The sequence below is a fragment of the Streptomyces sp. NPDC015171 genome (assembly GCF_043079545.1).
Lineage (GTDB): Bacteria > Actinomycetota > Actinomycetes > Streptomycetales > Streptomycetaceae > Streptomyces.
In genome coordinates this window covers 356,803-379,540 of sequence record NZ_JBIBUO010000008.1, presented here as the reverse complement: position 1 = coordinate 379,540, position 22,738 = coordinate 356,803, and the positions used below count along the sequence as shown (strand labels likewise).

22 protein-coding genes and 1 pseudogene are annotated in these 22,738 nt (G+C 70.9%); 12 read left to right on the top strand and 11 right to left on the bottom strand.

The genetic code is table 11. The features are described 5' to 3' along the window. Positions 1-172: 172 nt before the first annotated feature. Complete coding sequence (locus tag ACF073_RS23765) at positions 173-1,204, bottom strand: helix-turn-helix transcriptional regulator (RefSeq protein WP_392073169.1); 1,032 nt, start codon at positions 1,202-1,204, stop codon at positions 173-175. 308 nt (positions 1,205-1,512) lie between these two features. Between ACF073_RS23765 and ACF073_RS23760 the strand changes: the two genes are divergently transcribed. From ACF073_RS23760 to ACF073_RS23750, 3 genes are read left to right on the top strand one after another with little or no spacing between them, the layout of a single operon-like run. Continuing rightward, positions 1,513-2,886, top strand: coding sequence for an acetyl-CoA carboxylase biotin carboxylase subunit family protein (locus ACF073_RS23760; protein WP_392073052.1), 1,374 nt, complete (start codon positions 1,513-1,515; stop codon positions 2,884-2,886). Beyond that, entirely contained in the window at positions 2,883-4,889 is a 2,007-nt protein-coding gene (locus tag ACF073_RS23755; RefSeq protein ID WP_392073050.1) for a PEP/pyruvate-binding domain-containing protein, read from the top strand. The genes ACF073_RS23760 and ACF073_RS23755 overlap by 4 nt, the downstream gene beginning before the upstream one ends. Beyond that, the gene (locus ACF073_RS23750) at positions 4,886-6,274 is read left to right on the top strand and encodes an MFS transporter (RefSeq protein ID WP_392073048.1); all 1,389 of its coding nucleotides are present in this window, start codon (positions 4,886-4,888) and stop codon (positions 6,272-6,274) included. The genes ACF073_RS23755 and ACF073_RS23750 overlap by 4 nt, the downstream gene beginning before the upstream one ends. Positions 6,275-6,591: 317 nt before the next feature. Here the strand turns inward: ACF073_RS23750 and ACF073_RS23745 are convergent, their stop codons facing one another. Continuing rightward, positions 6,592-6,882, bottom strand: a complete 291-nt coding sequence (locus ACF073_RS23745; RefSeq protein ID WP_392073046.1) for a hypothetical protein — start codon at positions 6,880-6,882, stop codon at positions 6,592-6,594. 228 nt (positions 6,883-7,110) lie between these two features. On the opposite strand from ACF073_RS23745, the gene ACF073_RS23740 reads away from it, so the two are divergent. Both ACF073_RS23740 and ACF073_RS23735 read left to right on the top strand, forming a co-directional pair. Continuing rightward, positions 7,111-7,407 (top strand): hypothetical protein, encoded by a 297-nt coding sequence (locus ACF073_RS23740; protein ID WP_392073044.1) that lies wholly within the window; start codon positions 7,111-7,113, stop codon positions 7,405-7,407. 433 nt (positions 7,408-7,840) lie between these two features. After that, a complete protein-coding gene (locus ACF073_RS23735; RefSeq protein ID WP_392073168.1) occupies positions 7,841-8,626 on the top strand; it encodes a pentapeptide repeat-containing protein in 786 nt (261 codons plus the stop codon). Here ACF073_RS23735 and ACF073_RS23730 read toward each other — a convergent pair. From ACF073_RS23730 to ACF073_RS23720, 3 genes are read right to left on the bottom strand one after another with little or no spacing between them, the layout of a single operon-like run. After that, on the bottom strand, positions 8,604-8,786 hold the full coding sequence (locus ACF073_RS23730) for a hypothetical protein (RefSeq protein WP_392073042.1): 183 nt from the start codon (positions 8,784-8,786) through the stop codon (positions 8,604-8,606). The genes ACF073_RS23735 and ACF073_RS23730 overlap by 23 nt on opposite strands. A 36-nt stretch (positions 8,787-8,822) precedes the next feature. Beyond that, entirely contained in the window at positions 8,823-9,092 is a 270-nt protein-coding gene (locus ACF073_RS23725) for a hypothetical protein (RefSeq protein WP_392073040.1), read from the bottom strand. Next, on the bottom strand, positions 9,089-9,274 hold the full coding sequence (locus ACF073_RS23720; protein WP_392073039.1) for a hypothetical protein: 186 nt from the start codon (positions 9,272-9,274) through the stop codon (positions 9,089-9,091). The genes ACF073_RS23725 and ACF073_RS23720 overlap by 4 nt, the downstream gene beginning before the upstream one ends. Before the next feature lie 316 nt (positions 9,275-9,590). On the opposite strand from ACF073_RS23720, the gene ACF073_RS23715 reads away from it, so the two are divergent. Beyond that, positions 9,591-11,318 carry a serine/threonine-protein kinase gene (locus ACF073_RS23715; protein WP_392073038.1) on the top strand — a complete coding sequence of 576 codons (1,728 nt, stop codon included), beginning with the start codon at positions 9,591-9,593 and terminating at the stop codon, positions 11,316-11,318. 105 nt (positions 11,319-11,423) lie between these two features. On the opposite strand, the gene ACF073_RS23710 is transcribed toward ACF073_RS23715, so the two are convergent. After that, complete coding sequence (locus tag ACF073_RS23710) at positions 11,424-13,067, bottom strand: M4 family metallopeptidase (RefSeq protein WP_392073036.1); 1,644 nt, start codon at positions 13,065-13,067, stop codon at positions 11,424-11,426. Positions 13,068-14,410: 1,343 nt separating this feature from the next. After that, a complete protein-coding gene (locus tag ACF073_RS23705; protein WP_392073035.1) occupies positions 14,411-14,638 on the bottom strand; it encodes a hypothetical protein in 228 nt (75 codons plus the stop codon). Positions 14,639-14,965: 327 nt separating this feature from the next. Here ACF073_RS23705 and ACF073_RS23700 point away from each other — a divergent pair, with 327 nt between their 5' ends. From ACF073_RS23700 to ACF073_RS23690, 3 genes are all read left to right on the top strand, one after another. Continuing rightward, the gene (locus ACF073_RS23700; protein ID WP_392073033.1) at positions 14,966-15,457 is read left to right on the top strand and encodes a DUF2975 domain-containing protein; all 492 of its coding nucleotides are present in this window, start codon (positions 14,966-14,968) and stop codon (positions 15,455-15,457) included. Then, positions 15,457-15,717 carry a helix-turn-helix domain-containing protein gene (locus ACF073_RS23695; protein ID WP_392073032.1) on the top strand — a complete coding sequence of 87 codons (261 nt, stop codon included), beginning with the start codon at positions 15,457-15,459 and terminating at the stop codon, positions 15,715-15,717. The genes ACF073_RS23700 and ACF073_RS23695 overlap by 1 nt, the downstream gene beginning before the upstream one ends. Positions 15,718-15,975: 258 nt before the next feature. Next, positions 15,976-16,521 carry a hypothetical protein gene (locus tag ACF073_RS23690; protein WP_392073031.1) on the top strand — a complete coding sequence of 182 codons (546 nt, stop codon included), beginning with the start codon at positions 15,976-15,978 and terminating at the stop codon, positions 16,519-16,521. Positions 16,522-16,816: 295 nt separating this feature from the next. On the opposite strand, the gene ACF073_RS23685 is transcribed toward ACF073_RS23690, so the two are convergent. The 3 genes and pseudogenes from ACF073_RS23685 to ACF073_RS23675 form a co-directional block, all read right to left on the bottom strand. Further along, positions 16,817-17,689 (bottom strand): ribosome-inactivating family protein, encoded by an 873-nt coding sequence (locus ACF073_RS23685; RefSeq protein WP_392073029.1) that lies wholly within the window; start codon positions 17,687-17,689, stop codon positions 16,817-16,819. Between the two features lie 277 nt (positions 17,690-17,966). Next, positions 17,967-18,573, bottom strand: a pseudogene (locus ACF073_RS23680) (SulP family inorganic anion transporter); the annotation flags it as partial. 62 nt (positions 18,574-18,635) lie between these two features. Beyond that, a complete protein-coding gene (locus tag ACF073_RS23675) occupies positions 18,636-19,637 on the bottom strand; it encodes a helix-turn-helix transcriptional regulator (protein WP_392073028.1) in 1,002 nt (333 codons plus the stop codon). Between the two features lie 94 nt (positions 19,638-19,731). On the opposite strand from ACF073_RS23675, the gene ACF073_RS23670 reads away from it, so the two are divergent. Together ACF073_RS23670 and ACF073_RS23665 are read left to right on the top strand one after the other, a co-directional pair. Next, positions 19,732-20,130, top strand: coding sequence for a VOC family protein (locus tag ACF073_RS23670; RefSeq protein ID WP_392073026.1), 399 nt, complete (start codon positions 19,732-19,734; stop codon positions 20,128-20,130). 415 nt (positions 20,131-20,545) lie between these two features. Then, positions 20,546-20,719, top strand: coding sequence for a CsbD family protein (locus ACF073_RS23665; RefSeq protein WP_392073023.1), 174 nt, complete (start codon positions 20,546-20,548; stop codon positions 20,717-20,719). A 307-nt stretch (positions 20,720-21,026) separates the two neighbouring features. Here the strand turns inward: ACF073_RS23665 and ACF073_RS23660 are convergent, their stop codons facing one another. Beyond that, positions 21,027-21,755 carry a TetR/AcrR family transcriptional regulator gene (locus ACF073_RS23660; protein WP_392073022.1) on the bottom strand — a complete coding sequence of 243 codons (729 nt, stop codon included), beginning with the start codon at positions 21,753-21,755 and terminating at the stop codon, positions 21,027-21,029. A gap of 87 nt (positions 21,756-21,842) precedes the next feature. Here ACF073_RS23660 and ACF073_RS23655 point away from each other — a divergent pair, with 87 nt between their 5' ends. Next, the gene (locus ACF073_RS23655; protein ID WP_392073020.1) at positions 21,843-22,703 is read left to right on the top strand and encodes an SDR family oxidoreductase; all 861 of its coding nucleotides are present in this window, start codon (positions 21,843-21,845) and stop codon (positions 22,701-22,703) included. Positions 22,704-22,738: the final 35 nt, after the last annotated feature.

The window sequence follows — 22,738 nt, the reverse complement described above, 5'->3', positions numbered from 1 at the left end:
GTGGGTGGAGACCTGGTGCCGGCCCACCCCCGTCGAGCACATCCCGCACCGGTCGGGCCTGCGTCGCCGTACGGAGACCGGGGCGCCCGGATCGGGCCGCGGGGAGCCGTCGGCGTTGGCGATGCCTTCGTCCAGGACGTACGGCTTCGGGCCGCGCGCGTCGCGGGGGCGATCACACCGGGCTGGAGGGGTGGGCCGCCGTGGGCGAGCGGGGCGGCCATGCCTGGGGCGAGAGGATGCCGAGGACGTAGGCCCGGGCGACCAGTGCCGGGCGAGTCGGCGCTTCGAGGAGGACGCGGAGCCGGCTCAGGTGGTAGTCCAGGGTCTGCCGCGACAGATGAAGTTCCTCGGCGATGTCCGCGTTGCTGCGGCCGGCCGCGAGCAGGGCGATGATGCGTATCTGGGCCGCGGTCAGGGCGGGTTGGGTCTGCTGGCGTCGGCCCAGGTGGGTGGCCACGGCCCACACGCCGGTCACGCCCGGCGCCGCCGCGCCGACGGTGGTCAGCCGGACCCGGGCCCGGCGCTGCCAGCCCTCCCCGTCGACGAGCATCACTGAAGCGAGGGCGCTCCTGCGCCGGCCGGCGATCAGGTCGTCCCAGACGCGCAACAGGGCACCGCGCTCGGGTGTGTCGGCGAGCAGAGAGACCGCGCGCAGACCGGTCAGGTCGGAGAGGCGGACGCGGAGGATCTCGGCCGTGGCGGTGCCGGCCTCGGTCACCCGTCCGTCCGGGGTCAGCCGGACGCAGGCCAGTCCGCTGTGGTCGCGGAGTGCGCGCAGGTCCGCCTCGGCCCGGTGTCGTTGGTCCATCGCCCGGACGTAGTCGGTGACGTCGACGTAGATGCCCCCGACGCAGCGTTCGCCACCCCAGCGGACGGGAAACCGATAGCCCGCCGCGTGTGCGGGAGATCCGTCAGGGCGGCGGTAGGTGAGGGCGTGCCGTACGGGCTTGCTGTCGGTCAGGACCTGTCGGTCCATGGCGAGGAAGCGGCCGGCGTCGGCGGGTCCGTCAAGGTCGGACAGGTGGCGGCCGATCACCGCGTCGCGTGTCGTGCCGTACAGGTGGGCGTAGGCGTGATTGGCCCACACATAGCGGCCGGTGCCGTCGCGCATGAACGCGGCGGCCGGGGTGAGTTCGGCGAGGGCTCCGAACGGGTTGCGGCCGGGCGGACCGGCCGCTTCGTCCGGTGACGCTTGGTATTCCATCTCGTCCACGGCCCTACTCCTTCAATACTGCACGATATGACGTTGGGTGACACGCCGTGCGTAATCCGTAGCACCCAGGGAAGACGAGAGGACCGGGCGCGCTCAGGCTCCGCACCATCCGCGCGCTAGCGCATCACGACACCTTCACATGACGCCAATCGCACGAGGGGATAGGGCATTTGCCTGAGTGGATCGCGCGGGGCAGCCGCCGGGAGGCGAGTTCGGACTGGTTCGCTTGAAGGAGGAGAACCGGCGGGTGTGAGTGCTCCCGACATCAAGTGCCGCGACATCGAAGGAGATGGGTCTACGTGAGCCAGGTGCTGTACGTGCATGCCAAGGGCGGGCCCCCAGTGGGTCACGCTCTGACGCGGGTGGCCGGGAGGTCCACGGTGCACCTGCTGGCGCTGACCGGGCTGCCCGACGGCGTGGCCGACGACGCGGCGCGGCTGTGCGCCTCGGTGGTCACGCCGCCCCGGGCGGAGCACCGGGACCTCGTCGAGCTGATCGCCACTCGCGCCCGCCAGGTGGGGGCGGACGCCGTCCTCACCTTCTCGGAGTACGCGGTGGTCGCGGTGGCCGACGCGTGCCGACGGCTCGGCCTGAGGGGTGCCGGGCCGGCCGCCGCACTCGCCCGTGACAAGCGGCTGATGCGCGCCACGTGGGACCGTCACGGTGTTCCGCAGCCCCGTTTCCGCTCCGTCGCCGGGCTCGCCGAGCTGGAGCGGGCGACCATCGAATTGTCATGCCCATTACTACTCAAGGCCGCCTGGAGCGCGGGCTCGACCGCGCACCAGATCATCGAGGAGCCCGGGCAGGCGCGGGCCGCCTGGCACCGCTCGCGTCAAGCGATGGCGGATTCGGCACAGCTGGGTTTCGCCGAAATGCATGTACCCGGCGCGTCGGAGGACTTCATCGTCGAGGAGATCGTCACCGGACGGGCCGAGGAGTGGTTCGACGGCGACGGCTGGGGCGACTACGTCAGCGTCGAGGGCGTCGTCGTCGATGGCGAGTTCCGGCCGGTCTGCCTGAGTGGACGCATGCCGACGGTGTGGCCGTTCACCGAGCGCGCCGGAATCACTCCGGCCGCCGTCGAAAGCGGAGCCCAGCGCAGGATCGTGGAGCTGGCCCGGCAGGCCGTGGACGCTCTGGGACTGGAGAACTGCGGCACCCACACGGAGATCAAACTCGGCGCGGACGGCCGGATGTGGGTCATCGAGACTGCCGCGCGGTTCGGGGGCGCGATGACCGTGCCGCAGATCGAGGAGGTCTTCGGCCTCGACCTGGTCGGCATGTTCACCGATCAGCTGCTCGGCCGTTCACCCGCCTGGCCCGCGCGGACCCTGACGCCGGCGGACGCCGAGGGCGCGGCGGGCTCCCTGGTGGTGCTCGCGGTCAACGGCGACGGCACGCCGTGGCCGCGGCGGCATCGGTGGGACTCCTCGACGGTGATCCGCAAGGCGCCGGTCAGTGCCGGCAGCACACTGTCCGTGGTGCGGGAGAGTTCCCTCCCGGACGGCTCGCCGGTCCCCGTCTACGACCCCGCGGGCGGTGCCAACACCATGGCGGGGCTGTGCCTGCTGTCAGCCGACCGGCCGCAGTCCGTGGTACGCGACTTCACCGCCCTGGTGGACGCGCTGCCGGACATCCTGCAGCTGGACGCCGCCGAGGAGGCACACGCATGACACCCGTACCGGACGAGGTTCCGGACGCGGCGGGCGACCGTACCGCGGTCGGCGTCAACCTGTCGCTGCCGCTGTTCCGCACGCTGTCCGGCGTGCTCGCCGGACACCCGTACCTGAAGGTCGTGGTGGACCGGACCGAGAACACCTGGCACCTGCTCGACACCCGGGTGCACCCCTTCCACGTCGACTACATCGCCACGCGCGTGCTCGGCATGACGCCGCAGCAACTCGACGCGGAGCTGGACGCGTTCAACGCCTCGGTGTACATGGCCGCCGACCGCCGCTTCCTGCTGGGAATTCTCTCCTTGCACAGCGACGAGGAGTCCGACGGCACCGAGCGGCCCTTCCTCGTCCTGGAGACGACCGAGGCGGACACCATGCACGGCGCCCTGCTCCAGGAGTTCTACGACTACGTCCGCCACCGCGTGGACGGGCGCCTCCCCTTGCTGCTGAAGCCGGCGAACCACGGCCAGGAGCACGAGCTCGCCCCGGTCAGCGACGCCCGCATCCCGCGCATCCTGAGCCAGGAGCTGTTCGGCAACCGCACCCGCACCTGCCTCAACCCGGGCGTGGCGGAGGGGCGTCTGCGGTACTTCCGCAGTCCGCAGGAGTACCGCGCCGGCGCCGCGGATCTCGGCTGGGCGGACATCGTCGCCATGGCGGGCCTGCCCGACGACGTGCCACGGGTGGCCGGATTCATCAACACCCGCCCCACCACACCGCTTTCGCACACCAACGTGCTGGCCTCGGGCTGGGGTATCCCGAACGCGATCGTCCGCGACCTGGACGCTCTCGTGGAGCGGCACGGCCTGGACGACGCCTGGGTCCGCTACCGGGTGCAGGAGGATGCCGTCACCCTGGAACCGCTGTCCTGCGCCCCGGCGCTGGAACGGCCGGTCTGGGACACCCAGCGCATCCACATCCACGCGCCGCTCATCGGTGACGCGCCGATCCTGGAACTGCACCGGCTGCGGCTCGACGACCGCGACAGCTACGGCACCAAGGCCGCGCACCTCGGCGAACTGCACCACGTGCTGGACAGCCGCACCGCGGACCTGACCGTCTTCCACGCCCGCCCGCGCCCGCCGCGGCCGGATCTGCTCGCCCATCTCGGCGCGCGGCTCGGCGAGCCCGGAGCACCCCTGGAGCGGCTCCGGCTCTCGGCCGCCGAACGCGTGGCCCGGACGGTCCTGGCTCCGCGGGGCGTGGCGCTGCCGTTCCATCTGCATCATCTCTACCTCACCTCGTCGCCCGCACTCCAACAGGGCATCGGCAAGCTGAAGATGGCGCTCGAGCTCGACGCGCTCGACATGATCGACTCGCTCTCGCTGGATCTCCAGCACCTGATGCGCAGCACGCCGATGCCCGACGAGGTGGCGCGAGCCATCACCGCGGCCGTGCCGCGGCTGCTGGCCGACGGCCGCCGGCTGGTGGTGCGTTCCTCCTCCAACGCCGAGGACCTGCCGGGGTTCTCGGCGGCGGGTATCTACGACTCGGTGACGACGGTTCGCGGCGCGGATCAGCTGATGGAGGCCGTCGTCCAGGTGTGGGCGTCGCTCCTGTCACCGCGGAGCGTGCGGATGCGGCACCAGGTCGGCATCTCGCTGGACGACACCTACATGGGGGTGATCATCCAGGAGTACACGCCGGCCGCCCTCGGGGGCGTGCTGGTCACCTGCAACCCGACGCGTCGGGAGGACTTCCGGAACGTGTACCTCAACTGCACGGCCGGTTCGCCCGAGCGCGTGGTGGACGGCACGGTCCTGCCCCACCAGTACCTGTACAACACGGTCGAGGGCGGTGGCCGTACGGTGGCCGTCGGGTCCTCGGGCACGGATCTGCCGGCGGACACGAGGGAGGCACTGGCCGGGCTGGCCCTGGCGGGACGCCTGCTGCAGTCCCACTTCAGCAAGGAGGACCCGGACGACGCCCTGGACATCGAGTGGCTGATGACCGACGAGGGGGCGTTCCAGCTGGTCCAGGTCCGCCCGTACGCCCGATGAGGCGCCGTACGCCCGCTCTGTGGCGCCGCGCTCCACAGGAGGACCTGACCCCGGCGGCCCGCCGGGTGATCCGCCTCAACAACGGGTTCCAGCTGCTGTTCAACCTGCTGTGGTGGATGCCCGTCTTCTACGCCTACCAGCGTGACGCGGGCCTGTCCGACAGCCAGATCTTCGGCATCCAGAGCATCTACTACATCGCCTTCTGCCTCTTCGAGATCCCCACCGGACTCGTCGCCGACCGCATCGGCGCACGCAACTGCCTGTGGTCGGGCGCGGTGGTCATGACAGCGGCGAACCTGGTGCCGGTGTTCTCCCCTTCCTACACGGGCTTCCTCCTCCACTTCCTCGCCATCGCCGCCGGGCGCTCCCTGACGTCGGGCGCGGCCAGTGCCTGCCTGTACGACGGGTTGCGCGCGGAAGGGGCGGACGCCCACTACCTCCGCGCGGAGGGTACGGCTCGGGCGCTGGGCCTGGCGGCAAAGGTCGTGTGCTGGCCGCTCGTCGGACCGCTGATGGTGCTGGCGCCGCAGACTCCGTACGTGCTGAGCGCGGTGAGCGCGGCAGGCTCGCTCGGCTGCGCCCTCGCCCTGCCACGGCTCGCTCCGCGGGACGCGGGCAGGGCGCGGGCCTCCGGGCGGCGCGACGCCGCGCCGCTGCGCGACACCGGCGCGGCGCTGCGGGCTCTCCGGTCGTCACCGAGGCTCGTCCTGCTCATGGTGCAGGGCGTGGCGGTGTTCACGCTGTCGCGGATCTGCCAGGTCAACCTCTTCCAACCGGTGCTGCTGGACCACGGCATCGGCGAGGGCAGCCACGGCAGTGTGCTCGCGGCGATGACGATCGCCGAGGCGGTCGCCTCCGCGCGGCCGCAGTGGCTGGGCTCACGGCTGTCGCCCACGGCCTGGGTGTCACTGCTGAGCGTCGCCCTCGCGGCCACGCTGGCGGGCACCACCGTCGGCGGCCCGTGGGCGGTGGCCGGGCTGCTCTGCGCGTTCGCCGCGATCACCGGCTTCTGCTACCCCGTACAACGCAAACTCATCAACGACGCGATCCCGAAGGACGCTCCGCGTGCCACCCTGCTGTCGGTGGAGAGCATCGTGGACCGCGGTGTGTGCGCCGTGGCCGCGGTGGCAGCGGGCGCCTTTCTGGCAGCAGGTCGGCTCGACGCCCTGCTGTGGCAGTCGGCCGCCGTCACCTGCGTGCTGATCCCGGTCCTTCACCTGGCGCTGCGCCGCGCGAACCGGGCGGCGCAGGCGCACGGGACGGATACGGCAGCCGGGCGGGCGCAGACGGACGGCACGGGTACGGCGGCCGGCCGGGCGCAGGCGCTCCCGGCCGAAGAACCCGTCGCACTGCCGGTCGACGAGGGAGCCGCTCCGCGGCCCTGACTCGGGGCCCGGAGCCGTCCGGGAACACGTCAGGCAGCGGCTGCGGCAACGTGCCCGGCGCGGGCAGCGTGTTCGGGCCCGTGCCGGGCACCGGCCGTGCGGCCCGTCCACGGCGGGCAAGGATAGGTCGACGGCTGCCCGTGCGGGGGCGGGTACGGCTGGCGGCGGGGGCCCGCCGCGGTGCCGGGCGGTCTCGACGGGGAGGGTGAGTTCCGCGAGGTCGAAGCCGGCGGGGTGGACGGCGAACTCCTGCTGGACAGCGTTCATGCAGCGCCCAGTAGTCGCCGAGGCTGTGCCCGGCGAGGGCGGCGGGCAGTTCACCGCGTTCGGTGGTCCGGTCCCCTGGGACCCGCGGGTCCCTGACGCTTCGCGCTGGTCGCCGCCTCGACCGTGCACTGGTTGGCGGACCCGGTCACGATGAAGTCCGCGCGGAGCGCGAACGCGGCCAGGGCAGCCTGCGGGGTGCCGGTGCCGCCGGCGGCACCGGGCGGGACCGGCTCGGCGTAGCCCTCCTCCCGGGTGACGCGGTCGCGCAGCTCGCTCATCGCGGGCATCCGCACGTAGGCGTTGCCGGCGTCGGTGTGACCGGTGGGGTCGCCGCGACGCACAGGTCGGAGGTGAGGGGCACGGCACGGGGCACCTGGCGGGCCAGGTCGGCCTGATTGGGGGTCATGTGCCCGGCGTCCAGCAGTCGACGCACCAGTTCGGCGGGGCGGCCCCCGGCCGGCTGCGGGTGGCCCTCGCCACCACGCCGTGGTCCGGTGTCCCGGTCGATCCCCGGGTCGCCGAGGTCGCGGTGAAACGCCGGCAAGGTGCTGGAGTGGATCGGGCACGCGGTGACCGAGACACGGCCCGACATCGAGGGCGATGACGTTGTCGAGGCGGCCGTGCTCAGCGTCGTCTCGACGGGCGGCGTGGTCCTCCGCGGGCGCCGCGCCGACCCGGCCTCGCTGGAGGCCGGGTCGCGTGTGGTGGTCGCCGAGACCGAGGCGTTCACCGCGCTCCAAGTGCTGGCGGCGATGGCGGTCCAGGACGGGGTGACGCGCTCCGTGGGGCGTGCGCCGCCGCCCGCACCCCGGCGGCTCCGGGCCGTCGAGGTCCGGCCGGGCAGCGCGTCGCGTCTGCGAGAATGAACGCCGATCTCGGGGTATCGCGGCATGCGGTGCCCGCCGCCCAACAGGAGCACGCACGGTGTCGCCACAGCACGGAGTCCCTTCTTCCTCCGGGGGACGCAAGGGCCCTTCCTCGGGCGAAGGCCGCAAGCAGCCGTCCTCCGCCGGGGGCCGGCGCCGGTCGTCCGCCGCCGGGGGGCAGGGCCGGCCGTCGCAGGCCGGCGAGCGCAAGCGTCCGTCCGCCGGCCAGCACCGGGACGGCGGCACAGCGGGCCAGGACCGCACGAGCCGGCAGAGCGGGAACGAGCGGGCGGCCCGCAAGCAGCGCCCGGAGCCCGAGAAGAGGGACCGCGGACCGTCCCGGGACGACCGCAAGGCGCCCCGGAGCAGCAATACCCCCCGCGACGAGCAGTCGGCGGCACGAAGCGGCAGGACCGCCGAGGACCGCAAGGAGCTGCGGGCCGACTGCGCCGACTGCTTCGGCCTGTGCTGCGTGGCCCTGCCCTTCGCGCGCTCCGCCGACTTCGCCGTGAACAAGGCCGCAGGCCAGCCGTGCTCGAACCTCCAGCAGGACTTCCGCTGCGGCATCCACGCGCAGCTCCGCGACAAAAGTTACGCGGGCTGCACCGTCTTCGACTGCTTCGGCGCCGGGCAGAAGGTCTCCCAGATCACCTTCGGTGGCACCGACTGGCGTCAGGCCCCGAAGACGGCCCGCTCCATGTTCGAGGTCTTCCCCGTGATGAGGCAGCTGCATGAGCTGCTCTGGTACGTCACCGAAGCTCTCGACCTCGCACCGGCCCGCCCCGTCCACAAGGACCTGCGCAGGGCGCTGGCCGACATCGACGACCTGACCCGCGGCAGCGCCGAGGCGATCACCCAGCTGGACGTGAACGCCCTGCGCGGCGAGGTCAACACACTGCTGCTGCGGGCCAGCGAGCTGGCCCGGGCCCAGGTCCCGGGCCGCAAGAAGAACCACCGCGGAGCCGATCTGATCGGGGCCAAGCTGTCCGGCGCCGATCTCAGAGGAGCGAGCCTGCGCGGCGCCCTGCTGGTCGCGGCCGACCTCAGCGGGGCCGATCTGCGGGACGCCGACCTGATCGGGGCCGACCTGCGGGACGCCGACCTGCGCGGCGCGGACCTCTCCGGCGCGCTCTTCCTCACCCAGGCGCAGCTGAACGCGGCCAAGGGCGACGCGGCCACCGTGCTGCCTCCGGCGCTCAGCCGCCCCGCCCACTGGTAGGAGCGGGGACCACCACGGCGGTCACGACCTGGCCGTGCCCGACGTCCCAGTGCACGCCCGGGTGAGCGGCGCCGAGCCGGTCGAGTACGGGCCGTTCCCCGGGCACCGTGATCAGCTCGCGCACGCCCTCGGAGACGGGTTCGTCGGGCTCTCCGTCCACGCCAAGCGCCGCGATGGGCGCGACGGCGGCCGCCGGTTACTCCGCACAGTGGGTCATGCTGCCGACGACGCCCTCGGGCCGGCGCGGTACCCGGCGGGCCCAACCCGGTCCGCTCCCGGTGGGCGCGAGCGGCCGGGGTGCCGCACCGAGCCGGGCCGGCGCCCGCCGCGCGCACAGCCGGACCGGGCCGAACTCCCGCCGCCGCTTCTCCACGGCGCCGGCGACGGCCTCGGCCTCGTCTTCGGCCTTCTGAGTGAACAGCTCGACCCCGTCGGCGGAGCCGGACAGCGGCGCCCAGTGCCTCACAGCGTGTTCGGAGGGGCCCCCAGGGCGGGCAGGTTCCGCGGTGTGCTCATATGGGGCGCGGGCGCCCAGCGCATGGCCTGGGCAAGGTCGTGGTGTATGCGTTCGGCGTCCCCGCGTACCTGCGCGGGGACGTCGCCGCGCTCGGCGACGAGGCGGCTGAAGATGGGATTTTCCTGGAACACGCCTGCTTCTGCTTTCTGTTGGGGCGGCCGACGGCGATGCGGTCGCAACGCCGCGGTGATCTTAGCTGCGCGTGAAGGCCCGACGGGTTCCGCGGTCCTCGATGTGCCGGCGGCGACGGCCGTGGGGGACGACAGGCTGCTGGCGAACCGCGGCCGTCGGGCGGCTAGTTCCGAGGCTGCACGAGGCGGCACGGCCCAGCGAGGCGACGAGGCAACGAGGCTGCACGAGGCGGCAAGTGTGCAACGCGCTGGCCCGGTGTGCTGGCGGAGTCACCTGCGCGGGGCCGTGTCACCGGCGTCTCGTAGTCTTCTGGCCATGAACGACGGGGAATCCGGCAGACGGGTCATCGACGGGCGCTTCGAGCTGGAGGCGCGGCTCGGCGGCGGCGGTATGGGCATGGTGTGGCGGGCGCGTGACCTGGTCCTGGACCGAGCGGTGGCGCTCAAGGAGGTACGGCCGCCGGATCCAGGTCTCGCCGAGTACGACCCGCAGGGCGCGGCTCTGCTCCGAGCCCGTGTGCTGCGCGAGGCACGGGCGCTCGCCCGCGTAGACCACCCCAATGTGGTGACCATCCACCATGTGGTGGACGGCGGGGAGAACACCTACCCGTGGCTCGTCATGGAGTTGGTGGCCGGCGGCTCCCTTCACGACCGGCTCGCCTCGGGGCCGCTGACGCCCGTCGAGGCCGCCCACGTCGGCCACGAGGTGCTGGCCGCGCTGCGCGCCGCACACGACGCCGGCATTCAGCACCGGGACGTGAAGCCCGCCAACGTCCTGATGCGGCCCGACGGGCGCCCGGTGCTCACCGACTTCGGTATCGCGGCCATCAGGGAGTCGACCGCCCTGACGGCGACCGGATCGGTCATCGGCACGCCCGACTACATGGCGCCGGAGCGCATATCCGGCGCCGAGGGAGGCCCGGGCTCAGACCTGTGGTCACTGGCGATGATGCTGTACGTCGCCGTCGAGGGTCATCACCCGCTCCGCCGGAACACGACGCTCGCGACCCTGGCGGCTCTGCTGAGCGAGGAGGTTCCGCCGCCTCGTCAGGCCGGAACGCTGACCGGCTTCCTGAACGCCGTACTCGTCAAGGACCCGGCCGCCCGGTTGGACGTGGAGAGCGCGCACCGGATGCTCGCGGACGCGGCCAAGGGCCGGAGCCCGGCTCCACGTCCTCCCGGCGGGGCGGGCGACGTCACCTCGTACCCGCTGGCGCCCCCGGCCGGGGCTCCGTTCCCACCCGCCACGGCAGCCGGTTCCGCTTCCTCTTCTGGCTTCGGGCCGTCGTCTTCGCACGACGCCGTACCCGGCCCGGCCGGCCCGGCGACCCCCTATCCCGTGGGCCCCACCGGGCCGGCGCCGTCGCGAACGAGCCGCCGCTCGAAGAGCCGGGTCGCCGCGGTCGCCCTGCCCGTCGTCGGGACCGTGCTCATCGGAGTCCTGGTGTGGTCCATGGCACCGGACGGAGGCCACAAGGACGCGGGAAAGGCGGTCGATTCGCCTGGCTCGGCCTCGACCAGGAAGAGCGTTCAGACGTCCGCGGCGCCGAGCGCGTCCCGGTCGGGGCCGGATCAGGAAGCCGATGCGAAGGCCGGCCTGCTCACCCCGGAAGGAATCCGGACGGCGATCAAGGAGATCAAAGCCACGACCGGAACGGACCGCGCGTGCGACCTGACTGTCTACGCCGACTACGTCTCCGCGGAAATCATGGTCAAGGGCAGCGACACCAAGTACGACAGCTACACCTACCGCCCGGGCCAGGGCGTCGAGAAGGGCATCATCAGCGGCGCGATCATCGGCGGCAAGCGCCCTTTCAGTCTGGACGACTTCGACTGGAACGTCCTTCCCGCCCTGCTGAAGCGGGCGGACAAGGACCTGAACGTGGAACGGCCGACCGCGCGGTACATCCTGGTTCGCCCTGCCGACGACACGTTCGACACGACGCTCGGACTGGCCGTCTATCTCAGCGATGACCACGTCACCGGCTATCTGAACGCCGACCTCAAGGGCAAGGTGACCCGGTTGATGCCGGCTCAGGACTGACCGTCCCGTCACCGAGCCCGCCGCTCACGCGGCATCTCCGGGCGAGGAGTGCGGGTGCGCCCCAGGGGCTGGAGCCCCTGGGGCGCACCCTGTGCGATCCGTTGGTCAGCTGACGTTGACCCCGGTCCAAGCCGCGGCGACCGCCTTGGCTTCGGTGCTGTCCGCGCCGTACAGGTCCGTTGCCGCCTTCAGGGTGCCCTCACGGGCGGCCTTGTAGTCGGTCGTCGAGGTGAAGTACGTGGTCAGCGCCTTGTACCAGATCTGCAGGGCCTTGTCGCGGCCGATGCCGGTGACGGTGGAGCCGTCCTGGGTGGGCGAGTCGTAGCTGACGTCGTTGATCTTCTTCGCGCCGCTGCCCTCGGCGAGGAGGTAGAAGAAGTGGTTGGCGACGCCGGAGGAGTAGTGCACGTCCTTGTTGCCGACGTCCGCCGACCAGTAGTCGGCGGAGCCGCCGTCCTTGCTGGGCTTGTCCATGTAACGCAGCGGGGTGCCGTCGCCGTTGATGTCGATCTTCTCGCCGATGAGGTAGTCGCCGACGTCCGTGGAGTTGGCCGCGTAGAACTCCACCCCCGTGCCGAAGATGTCGGAGGTGGCCTCGTTGAGGCCGCCGGACTCGCCGGAGTACTCCAGGCCCGCGGTGTTGGAGGTGACGCCGTGGCTCATCTCGTGGCCGGCGACGTCCAGTGAGGTGAGGGGGGCGGCGTCGTTGGTGCCGTCGCCGTAGGTCATGCAGAAGCAGCTGTCGTCCCAGAAGGCGTTCACGTAGGCGTTGCCGTAGTGGACACGGGAGTAGGCGCCGACACCGTCGTTCTTGATGCCGCTGCGGTTGAACGTCTTCTTGTAGAAGTCCCAGGTCTCCTGGGCACCGTAGGCGGCGTCCGCCGCTGCGGTGGCCGCGTTGGAGACCTTTCCGTCGCCCCAGGTGTCGCTGTCCTGGGAGAACAGCGTGCCGGTGCCGTCGGAGCCGTGGTCGAGGTTGTAGGTCTTGTGGCCGCCGCGCGTGCCGTCGGTGAGGGTGTACGACGATCCTGACTGGGTGCTGGTCAGGTCGACCTTGCCGCTGTACTGGGTGTTGCCGACGCCGGTCTCGATGCCCTGGTACTGGAAGAGCTTCTTGCCGGTGGCGGCGTCGGTGATGACGTGCAGCTGGTTGGGGGTGCCGTCGTCCTGGAGGCCGCCGACGACCGTCTCGAAGGCGAGGACGGGCTTGCCGGAGCCGGCCCAGACCACCTTGCGGGCCCCGTCCGCCACGGCCTTGGCCGAGCCCAGGGTCTTGGCCGCGGAGACGGCCTGCTTCTCCGCCTTGGCGGCGGTGATCTGCGGCTTGAGCGAGGCCACCTTGACGGCCGACGTGGTCGCTCTGGTGACGCCCTCGGTCTTGCCGGACTTCGCCGTGTGGACGATCAGGTCGCCGCCGAGCACCGGCAGGCCGGCGTAGGTGCGCTCGTAGCGGGTGTGGACGGTGCCGTCGGCATCCTTCACGACGTCCTTGACGACCAGCTTCTCCTTGGCACCCAGACCTATTCGCCGCGCCGTGGTGGCGGCGCCGGACTGGGCCTGCTGGATCAGGGTGGTGCGGGCAGCGGCGGAGAGCGTGGCCGGCGCGGCGGCCGGCGTCCTGGCGGCGGAACCGGCCGGGGTCTGTGCCGTGGCGCTGGTGGCCAGACCCGTGGACAGCAGGGCTCCGGCCGCCACCGCGGTCGCGATGGCCAAAGTGGTGCGCTTGTGGCGCACGTTGAGGAGGCTCACGAACAAAGGCTCCTTGTTGTGGGGGGAACGCAGCCGGGCCGGTATGGGGCCGACCCGAACAGCTGCGGAATGGATGGTGCTCGAACAGCGGGTGAACAGAGACTGCCATGCATGGCATGTACATGTCACTACCCCGCTGCGTGATGTTGGTTGAGATTCGGCCGACCACTCCCACCAGGGAAAACGGCACACCGAAGGAGCCGCGCGCGTCGCCACGGCCGGAGGCGGTCGGCTCTGCGCGAGCCGGCCTCACTGCCTTGGCCGACACGTGCCGCGTCAGCGAATCGTGCGCGCCGCCGGCCCCGGCATGCCGGGGCCGGCGGTTGTACGGCGTCACCGCGGTTGCCCGTAGGGAATGGACGCGTGTGTGTCAGGTCGTGCAGGTGTCCGGCATCGACGGCGCCGGACGAGGGCCGGCAGCCGCCGGACCCAATCTGGACGTCCTCGCTGTCACAGGCCGGGGCGTCCAGGCGGGTCGTGCAGCCGCCGGACCGCTTCGACCGGATACCGAACGCGTCCCGGCCGCAGCCGTCCACCGGGAGTGGCGACAGCGAGGGCGGCGGCCGGCCCGGTGCGGGCGGTCGCGACGGGCGGCGGCATCGGTGGTTCCGCGAGCACGGCTGCGAGCGCGGGTGCCGGCGCGGCCGGGGGGCCGACCAGGAGCACACCTGCCGCGGGCAGGCCGGAATGGAAACGGCACATGAAAGTCTCCGTCAACCGTGGGGGGTTGGAGATGCGCACATGACAAAACCGCACTCCCCGCCCGCCGCGCCACGCGCAACGGCCAGATACGACAACTCCCCCACCCCTCCTTCACCCAACGGTCACTGCCACCACACCTCACGCCAGCCGGTCACGACCCCGCCACAACCTGGCATCTGCGGCGACGGACTGGTCCCTGCGACGCAGCGGTGCACACAAGTTCCGCTCCGCACGCAGCGGGTCAGCTGGCCCGGGTGACGGCGATGTCCGTGCGGCGGTCCCGGAGGACGTCGCCGCGCCTGGCTGCACGGTGGCAACGACCGTGACAGCGCCCGCACCCGAGTCGCGCGATCAGGCGAGGCCGAGCGGCTGAGCCCCCACGAGCACGGACCGGCTGACGGGCGTGCCCTCACAGGGCAGGCAAGGCACCCGGCGAGAAGCGAGTGCGCCCCGGACAAGCATCCGGGGCGCACTCCGTCACTGCCGTACCCCTACGAAGGGAGCACCGGTCACTCCGCCCGAACGGACGCGCCGTAGCCGGTGGGCGGGGAGGGCCGGAGGGCGACCTTGGCCGCCCTCAGTCAGCGGCTGTCGGGGCCCAGCAGCGTAGCGGCCGCGGCGACGCAGGCCACGGACGCTTCCTAGGCCGCATGCCGCCCCGCGTCCAGTTCGGCGCGAGTGGTGGCCTTGCGCAGCGCGTACGTGGCATCTGCGGCCCGCTGCGCGGGACCGGCCAGCTCGGGCACCAGGACCTGGAGGCGTATCTGGGGAGCGGCGATCGACGCCCGGGTGTCGTGCGACCCTGCCTGAGCCTCCAGTTGGTGCTCCGTGCCCGCCTCGGACAGAGCCAGCCACTCCCGATGGAACATCGCCGAACGGTGCGTGCCGAACGGTGCTGGAGAAGTCCGGCGGTCAGGGCACCGGCGAGGGTACCGAGCACGGCAACGATGGATGGCCATACGGACATCAGAGGTTGAGTCCTCTCAGGAAGACGGGATCCGTGGTGCCGTCGGCGGACCCCCGACTTGCCCGGCGGTCGTTTGCGGCCGGGATTCAGGGACGGCGCTCCGCAGCCATCACCACTCGCTCCTGCCGACCAGCCCACGAGCCCACGAGCCGGCCGGAAACACATACCGGCTTGCTTGATCTATCGAATCTCGATAGATTTCCATCGTAGTTCGATGGAAGGATAGGCGATGGGCAAGCTGACCGTGCGTGCGCTGCGCGCCGTGCTCGTGGTGGTGCTCACCGGCACCGTATGCGTGCAGGCATTGATGGTCTGGACATTGGTCAGCGGGAGCGACCCGGAGGACGGGTCGCTCCCGCTGACCGCGCTGCGCGTGATCACGATCCTGGGCATGGTGTCGGTCCAGGTCGCCCTGGTCTGCGTATGGCGGCTGGTGACGATGGTGCGACGCGGAACCGTGTTCTCCCACGCCGCCTTCCGGTACGTGGACGGCGTGATCGGCGCGATCGTGGCGGCCGCCCTCGTGTGGTTCGCGATCACGATCACCAATGCGCCGGGCCAGCGGGACGACCCGGGCGTCACCGTCATCATGGGCGGGGTCGGCGTGGCCATCCTGGGGGTCGCTCTCATCGTGCTCGTACTGCGGATGCTGCTCGCCCAGGCCGTCGCGCGCGACGTCGAAGCGGCGCAGATGCAGGCCGAGTTGGACGAGGTGATCTGATGCCGATCGCCGTCGACATCGATGTGATGCTGGCCAGGCGGAAGATGTCCGTGGGTGAGCTCGCGGACCGCGTAGGGATCACCCCCGCCAATCTGGCGGTACTCAAGAACGGCCGCGCCAAGGCGGTGCGGTTCGCGACGCTGGCCGCGCTCTGCGAGGTGCTCGAGTGCCAGCCGGGCGACCTGCTTCGCTGGGAAGCCGAGGACGCCGCAGCCGATGACGTGCCCTCCCAGGATCATAGGGTTCTCGACACCCCGTGATCCGAGTCCCGGCCGCGGCCCTGGCCGACGGTGCCCTGCTCTTCGCCGCCGTGCGGATCGGGAAGCGGACGGTGACGCCGGCGGCGATCGGAGGATGGCGGCCGTGGGGCGGCAGGACCAGTGATCTGCTGACCTGCGTGCCCGCGAACGGACATGAGGTTCGTTCGCTGAGCCCGGGAAAACCGTTGGCCCCGCTGGCGGGGGCGCGTCATAGAGTTCGGGGCGCGGAGACGCGGTCGGCGAGCGAGGGAATGGTGGATGGCGGGCCTGTACGAGATCTGGCAGCTGGCGGAGGTGTCGCGCAGGCTCGACGTGTTGTCGGGCTTCGTCGCGATGTGCGTGGCGGGGGACGACGACGCGCGACGCCGTCTCGCCCAGTTGGTTGCCGACGCGGAGACGGCGCTCTCCGCCTCCCCCGCGGATTTGGAGACCGCCTCGGAGTCTCTGGACCAACTCGTCCGGTGGGCTGACACGGAGTGGAATGATCACCCCTATCGTCCCGTAGAAGCCCGGCCTGACGAGGCCGACCGACAGACGCGCGACTACGCCAAGGATCTCCGGCACGCCACACTCCCGGTCGGCGTTCGGGACGAGATGGGCCGCATCGAACTCAGTCTCGAAGTGCGATTCCTGGCCTTGTGCCGTCAACCGGAGTTGGACTGCCGGATCCGCCAGGACATCTTCTACGTCGCCGGGCGCGCCGCGATGGCCCTCGACCTCGGGCACCTGGAAGCGGCAGAGCACGAGATCCGGCGCATGAAACAGGTGGGTTCCGTCGAGCAACGCGAAAGCCGCTGCGGCTGACTCGCATCGAGATCTTCAGGGCTCGGCGCCGTCCGGTTCAGGTCCAGGAAATCCGCACGTGCCGCGTCATGCCTCTGATGTTTCGCAGGGAAGAAGTGGCCGTGAGGCTGGCCGCCCAGCCGACCAACCGTCGGCCGAGGAGCCTGTTACGCGGTGGCGGCCGGGCATACGTGTCCGGCCGCCGTAAGTCTGCCTGAGCGCGATAGTCAGCCCACGAGTACGCTACCGGCCAAGCGGCGGACTTGGCACGTGGTACCGACTGGAGTGCTCAGCCAGGTCAGATCCGGGCTCCGTCTCATGACGAGCCGTGCATGATGCCCCCATTGGTCTCGATGAAGCCGATGTAGTAGAGCACTGCCGCGATGGTGGTGACGGTGTGGCCCATGATGGAGATGGTCTGGCCGGACGGATTGGCGCGCGCTTCACGGATGAACCTGCTGATGGCGCCCCACTGGTTCTCCACGTTGGCTGCGAGGATGTTTCCGCGCTGTGGGTCGAAGTAGTTCAGCGGCCGGTTCCGGGTGGGGGTCTGGATGTTGCCCCGGACGACGTCGAAGACCACACCGAAGCGCGCCGCCTCCGAGAAGATCTGGGTCGCCATCAGCACCGCGCGCCCCGTCGCGTCGTTGTACGTCGCCGCGCGGCCGAGGGTGCGCATGGCGTTGTAGATGTTCTCGGGGTTGGGGGCGAGGGATCCCCGGTCGTTGCCGCCTGGGATGTCACTGTAGTTACCGCTGGCGATCCGGCGGTTCGCGGGCACCGTCACGCCCAGCGCGGTCTGGAACTCGTTGATCCGGTCCTGGAACGCCCAGTGGGTATTGGTCTGCGGGGCATAGAAGCCCGCGACGTAGAGGTCGTTCGCCCAGAGGTAGACGGAGGCGAGGTGGGCGTTGTTGGTGTCGAGGACACGCACCTGGATCAGGCGGCCGCGTTCGGTGGTGGTCTCGGTGACGCTGTTGACGCCGGTCGGATCACCATAGGTGTACCGGTGGATGGCGTCGATCAGGTTCCAGTAGTTCTGGTGGTGGGTGTTTCCGCCGGCGGTGATGTTCGAGATGTGCCAGTCGATCACCTGGTAGTTGGTGGCGGACGCGGTACCGCTCAGTGTCGTCACCAGGCCCATGGAGATGGCCAGGGTCAGCAAGGCGGAGCAGATTCTTTTCAGCACGGTTTTCCCGGAGTCTCCCGATTGAGGGTGGATCAGTCCTGTCGCGCCATGAGGCTAGGAGCCGCCGCACCGACGGAGTTGGCAGTCCGTGCATCGCCATGTGCTCGAAAGCGCCCAGGTCGTTCGAGCGCCGTATCGACCGTCCTCTGACGGACGGACTCGGGGGGGGCTTCGCCCTCGCTGGCACCTGCCCTGATCTCCTGCGCTGTCGCCCTGCCCCACACCTCTCCCGGGAGTAACCCTGCGGGCGGTGCTGCGGCAAGTGTTCCGGAGGGAGTCAGTGGCTTGCAAGCTCCCCGGTGAGCTTGCCGTGGATGGCAGCGCTCGGCTGGTTGAGGCCGGTGATCTCGACGGTCTTGCCACGCTGGGCGTACTTGGTCTCGATGGCGTCAAGGGCGGCAACGGAGGAGGCATCCCAGACACGCGCCGCGCTCAGGTCGATGACGACCCTCTTCGGGTCGGAGCCGTAGTCGAACCGGCCGACGAGGTCGTTGGCGGAGGCGAAGAACAGCTCGCCGGTGACCCGGTAGACGACCGTGCTGCCGTCCGGTTCGGTCACTGCCGTGACTTCGGCCAGATGGGCGACGCGCTTGGCGAGGACGACCATGGCGGTGAGCGAGCCGACGACGACGCCGATGGCGAGGTTGGGGAGGCCACCACGCAGGCGACGGTGATCACCATCACGGCGATCTCCCCTGCCGGCATCCGCCTGAGGGTCTTCGGCGCGATGGAATGCCAGTCGAACGTCGACACACGGGTGCGGGCGCCGGATACCTCCGCGTTGATCATCGTCTGGCTGATCATGGCGCAGCCGCCCATGCCACGAAGAAACCGGTGACGATGTTGGCGATGCCCTGGCCGACCGATTCGCGGGTCTTGTCCGCCGAGCACCGGTCCGGAGCAGTACGAGGCTCACGACGTCCCGCACCGGCTCACAACCGATCTCTCATGGGGGTGGGGTACGCCGGGCGAAGTCCGCGAGCCGTTCGGCGAAAGCGTCTACGAGGCCGCGGAGTTCATCCGGGCGTTCGATGACGAAGGGGCGATCCAATGAAGCGAGTACGGCAGGCAGCCAGTCGAGCCGGTCCGCACGCAGTTCGACACGGCACCAGCGCTCCGTGACCGGGTCCGCGCCGACCGGGGAAGGCAGTTCCGCCACGGTGGCGATGCCGGCGGGCAGCCGGGTGTGGATCTGCTCGACCGTCCCCTGGATTCGCAGGGTCACCTCATGCCGGTACGGAACCGTGGCGAGCCCTGTCAGGACGCGCTTCGCCGAATCGATTCCGGGGGGTGGTTCGAAGGAACCGGACAGGGTGCGCACACCGGTGATGCGGTCCAGTCTGAAGATCCGGTCCTCACCTGACGAAAGATCCGCGGCCGTCACGTACCACCTGCCCGAGTGGGCGACGACCCCGTACGGGTGCAGGGTGCGCTCACTGCACCGGCCGTCGCCGGAGGTGTACCGGATCGAGAGGGGCCGGTGGTGGTGCACCGCATCGGCAACCGGGAGAAGGATCGCGGGTTCCGGGGCAGCTGCCGCCTTGCCGGGCGGCTCTGTGAAGGCGAGCGAGCCGAGCACAGCGTCGAGCCTGCGGCGCAGCCGCTCGGGCAGCACTCGCCGGATCTTGGCGATCGCCGTCTCGGCCGCCGTGTCCGTCATAGCCGTCAGGCCCGATCGCCCACCGGCGAGCAGGCCGAGCAGCACGGCGAGCGCTTCGTCGTCGCTCAGCATGAGCGGAGGCATGCGGTAACCGGGAGCGAGCCGGTAGCCGCCGTATCGGCCGCGCACCGACTCGACGGGTATGTCGAGCTCGACGAGCTGCTGTGCGTAGCGCCGTACGGTGCGCTCGTCGACGTTCAGCCGGTCGGCGAGTTCGGGCACGCTCCGGACGCCGCCCGACTGCAGGAGCTCCAGCAGGGTGAGGACGCGCGCAAGAGGTCGGGACATGACCAGAAGTCTCGCGCATATACCGGGCGAGTTCCGCCCGGTATTGGTCGTAGCGTGCGGTCGTCAGCACCGGAACCGCCAGGGGAGAAAACCCATGCACTTCGTCTCCATCCGCATCATCACGAGTGACGTCGCACGCCTTGTCGACTTCTACGAGCGCGCCACCAAGGTGTCCGCCACCTGGGCCAACGAGGACTTCGCCGAGCTCAGGACCGCCTCGGCCACCCTCGCGATCGGCAGCACCCGCACTGTCCCTCTGTTCGCGCCCGGCTCCGCACGCCCGGCCGACAATCACAGCGTCATCCTCGAATTCCTCGTCGACGACGTAGACAGCGTGTACATGAACCTGCGCGGCTTCGTGGAGGACTTCGTCAACGAGCCGACCACCATGCCCTGGGGCAACCGCGCACTCCTGTTCCGCGACCCCGACGGCAATCTCGTCAACTTCTTCACCCCGGTCACCCCGGCCGCCATCGAGAAGTTCGCACGCTGAGGGCAGCAGGGCAGCAGGGCAGCCGAGTGCGGCTTCTCCACCAGTTCACGAATCCTCGGGCGTCTGCCGCGATCCGTTCGGGAAGCCCAAGGCCCTTCACGCGAACCAGCGATACCGGACCACCTGTTGCAGGTGCCAGCGTCGAGGAAAGCGGCGCTGATCTGCGTGAAGTCCCATGAATCCGCCTCGCGCCACACCACCTTCCCCGGAGAGCGTGCCGACCCGGCGGCGATCTCCGGGAACGCCGGTCCCATCTGGGTACCGCGACGCGAGCGCAGCACCACCACTTCTGCGTCAGCCGAGACGGCGGCCCGGAACCCGTCCCATGTGGGGCACCGGCCTCTGGTTTACCGGCGCGGTGACGGGTCATGCGCACAGCCAGCATCTGAAACCGGCACCGAGGAAGGTGAACAGCATGGCCGCCAGCGAGAAGGCCCGGGCCAAAGCCGAGCAGGCCGTCGGCAAGGCCGCCCAGGCAGCCGGACGAGCCACTGGCAACCGGAAACTGATCGCCAAGGGCCACGCGGCCGAGGCCGCCGGCAACGCCCGCGAAGCCAAGGAGTCCCTCAAGGACACCGGCCGACCCTGAGGGCGGTGAATAGCCGCGTGTGGGGCGGCCCTGGTTCCAGGGCCGCCCCACACCTGTACCCACCCCCGAACGGTTACGGCATGCGCGTGCCAACCCCTTGGCAGGAACGTCCGCGATCTGGGAGGTCCGGTCAACTCGAGGCGGCGGTCTGGCGGAGCATCCGTGGCGAGGTTGGCGGGGACTTGTGCCGACGAGGGGAAACCGGCCGGAGCCGTGTGGCCGCCCGCGGCCCCTCTCGGTGGACGCCGCTTCGTCGAACGATCTCTCCTCGGAAGGTCCGCCCTCCACGAAGGCTTATGACGCCCGATCAGGAACGCGGAGCACCACCGTCCGCTGCCAGGCGAGTGAGCCACTCGCGCAGCAGGTGCTGCTCGGCGTCGCTCAGGACGTCGGCGTCGTCGGGGAGAGCGGCGCGCAGCGCGCGGGCCGCCGCGGCGGGGCCGGTCTCCGCGGCGGGGACCGTCGGTTCGGCGCGAGTGACGGCGGCGACCATGGCCTCGCGGAGGACGGTCAGCAGCGCCGGATTGCGGCGTTCTGCCGGGGTGGAGTGCCAGGTGGTGACCGCGCCTCGGCCGGTGGCCTGGATGATCTGGGCGGCCAACTCCTCGTCCACCCGCAGCCACCCTCCGGCCGCCAGCCGGCGCACCCGGCCATGGAGGATCTCCAGGCCCGCGCGGTGTGCCATGTCCGCCCCCCGGCCGGTGGCCCTGTTCATCACCGCGAACAGCTCGGGGCGGGAGATCCCGAACTCCACCACCGTGTCCCAGCCGCGGCGCAGGTCCTCCACCGCGTCCTGCGGTTCGGGATCGAGCAGCGCGCGCTTGCTCTCCAGGAACTGCGCGTAGCCGTGCTCCGCAACGGCCTCGAGGAGCCCCTCCTTGTCGCCGAAGAGGCGATAGATCGCCGGCGGCTGCATTCCGGCCGCGGCGGCGACCGCGCGGGTGCTCACCGCGTCCGGGCCGCCGTTCTCCAGTAGCTCGACGGCCGCCTCGACGATGCGGCGACGGGGGCTGTCGGTGATCTCGCGCGTAGCCATGAACCGATGATATCGAGGTCTTGGTTCCATCGATATTTCAGTGTTAACGTCAAAGCGATTCCACTGGAAACATCGTCGGGAGATTCCATGATCATCGTGACCGGAGCCACCGGAAAGCTCGGCCGTCGCACCGTCGAACGCCTCCTGGAGCGCGTTCCCGCCGACCGCGTCGGCGTCAGCGTCCGCGACCCCCGCAAGGCCCAGGAGCTCGCCGACCGCGGCGTCCGTGTCCGGCAGGGCAGCTTCGACGACCCCGCCTCGCTCGTGCACGCCTTCGAGGGGGCCGAGCAGCTGCTCCTCGTCTCCCTCGACCGCACGGGCGAGGAGTGCGTCACCGGCCATCGCACCGCCATCGAGGCCGCCGTGAAAGCAGGCGTCGGCCGCATCCTCTACACCAGTCAGATGGGCGCCGCCCACGACTCCCGCTTCCAGGCGTGCCGTGACCACGCCCGGACCGAGGACCTGCTCCGCGCCACCGGCCTGCCCTGGACCGCACTGCGCAACGGCTTCTACGCGGCCAGCGCCTTGCAGTTCCTGGAGTCCGCCCGCCACACCGGCGACATCGCCCTCCCCGCCGACGGCCCCGTCGCCTGGACCGGCCACGATGACCTCGCCGATGCCACAGCCGCAATCCTCACCGCGGAGGGCCGCTTCGAGGGGCCCACTCCGCCGCTCACCGGCCCGGCGGCGCTCGACTTCGGCACCATCGCCGGGATCGCGTCCCGAGCCACCGGCCGGTCCTTCACCCGCACCGTCGTCCCCGACGACGCCTTCCACGAGCAGGCCCTGGCGCACGGCGCCCCGGCCCCGATCGCCGATCTGCTGCTGAGCATCTTCGCCGCGGCGCGGAATGGCGAGTTCACTGCCGTCGACTCGACGCTGTCCGAGCTGATCGGGCGAGAGCCCGCCCCCTTCGGCACCCTGCTGGAGCGTGCCTGGGCCGAATAGACCCGGTGCGACGCACAGAAGGCATGCCACTCGAG

Excerpts from the sequence above, each read along its gene's own strand:
- ACF073_RS23675 (WP_392073028.1), bottom strand. The coding sequence starts at position 19,637 with ATGTCCCGACCTCTTGCGCGCGTCCTCACCCTGCTGGAGCTCCTGCAG.
- ACF073_RS23670 (WP_392073026.1), top strand. The coding sequence starts at position 19,732 with ATGCACTTCGTCTCCATCCGCATCATCACGAGTGACGTCGCACGCCTT.
- ACF073_RS23715 (WP_392073038.1), top strand. The coding sequence starts at position 9,591 with ATGAACGACGGGGAATCCGGCAGACGGGTCATCGACGGGCGCTTCGAG.
- ACF073_RS23755 (WP_392073050.1), top strand. The coding sequence starts at position 2,883 with ATGACACCCGTACCGGACGAGGTTCCGGACGCGGCGGGCGACCGTACC.
- ACF073_RS23660 (WP_392073022.1), bottom strand. The coding sequence starts at position 21,755 with ATGGCTACGCGCGAGATCACCGACAGCCCCCGTCGCCGCATCGTCGAG.
- ACF073_RS23750 (WP_392073048.1), top strand. The coding sequence starts at position 4,886 with ATGAGGCGCCGTACGCCCGCTCTGTGGCGCCGCGCTCCACAGGAGGAC.
- ACF073_RS23695 (WP_392073032.1), top strand. The coding sequence starts at position 15,457 with ATGCCGATCGCCGTCGACATCGATGTGATGCTGGCCAGGCGGAAGATG.
- ACF073_RS23705 (WP_392073035.1), bottom strand. The coding sequence starts at position 14,638 with ATGTTCCATCGGGAGTGGCTGGCTCTGTCCGAGGCGGGCACGGAGCAC.
- ACF073_RS23690 (WP_392073031.1), top strand. The coding sequence starts at position 15,976 with ATGGCGGGCCTGTACGAGATCTGGCAGCTGGCGGAGGTGTCGCGCAGG.
- ACF073_RS23655 (WP_392073020.1), top strand. The coding sequence starts at position 21,843 with ATGATCATCGTGACCGGAGCCACCGGAAAGCTCGGCCGTCGCACCGTC.
- ACF073_RS23700 (WP_392073033.1), top strand. The coding sequence starts at position 14,966 with ATGGGCAAGCTGACCGTGCGTGCGCTGCGCGCCGTGCTCGTGGTGGTG.
- ACF073_RS23665 (WP_392073023.1), top strand. The coding sequence starts at position 20,546 with ATGGCCGCCAGCGAGAAGGCCCGGGCCAAAGCCGAGCAGGCCGTCGGC.
- ACF073_RS23765 (WP_392073169.1), bottom strand. The coding sequence starts at position 1,204 with ATGGAATACCAAGCGTCACCGGACGAAGCGGCCGGTCCGCCCGGCCGC.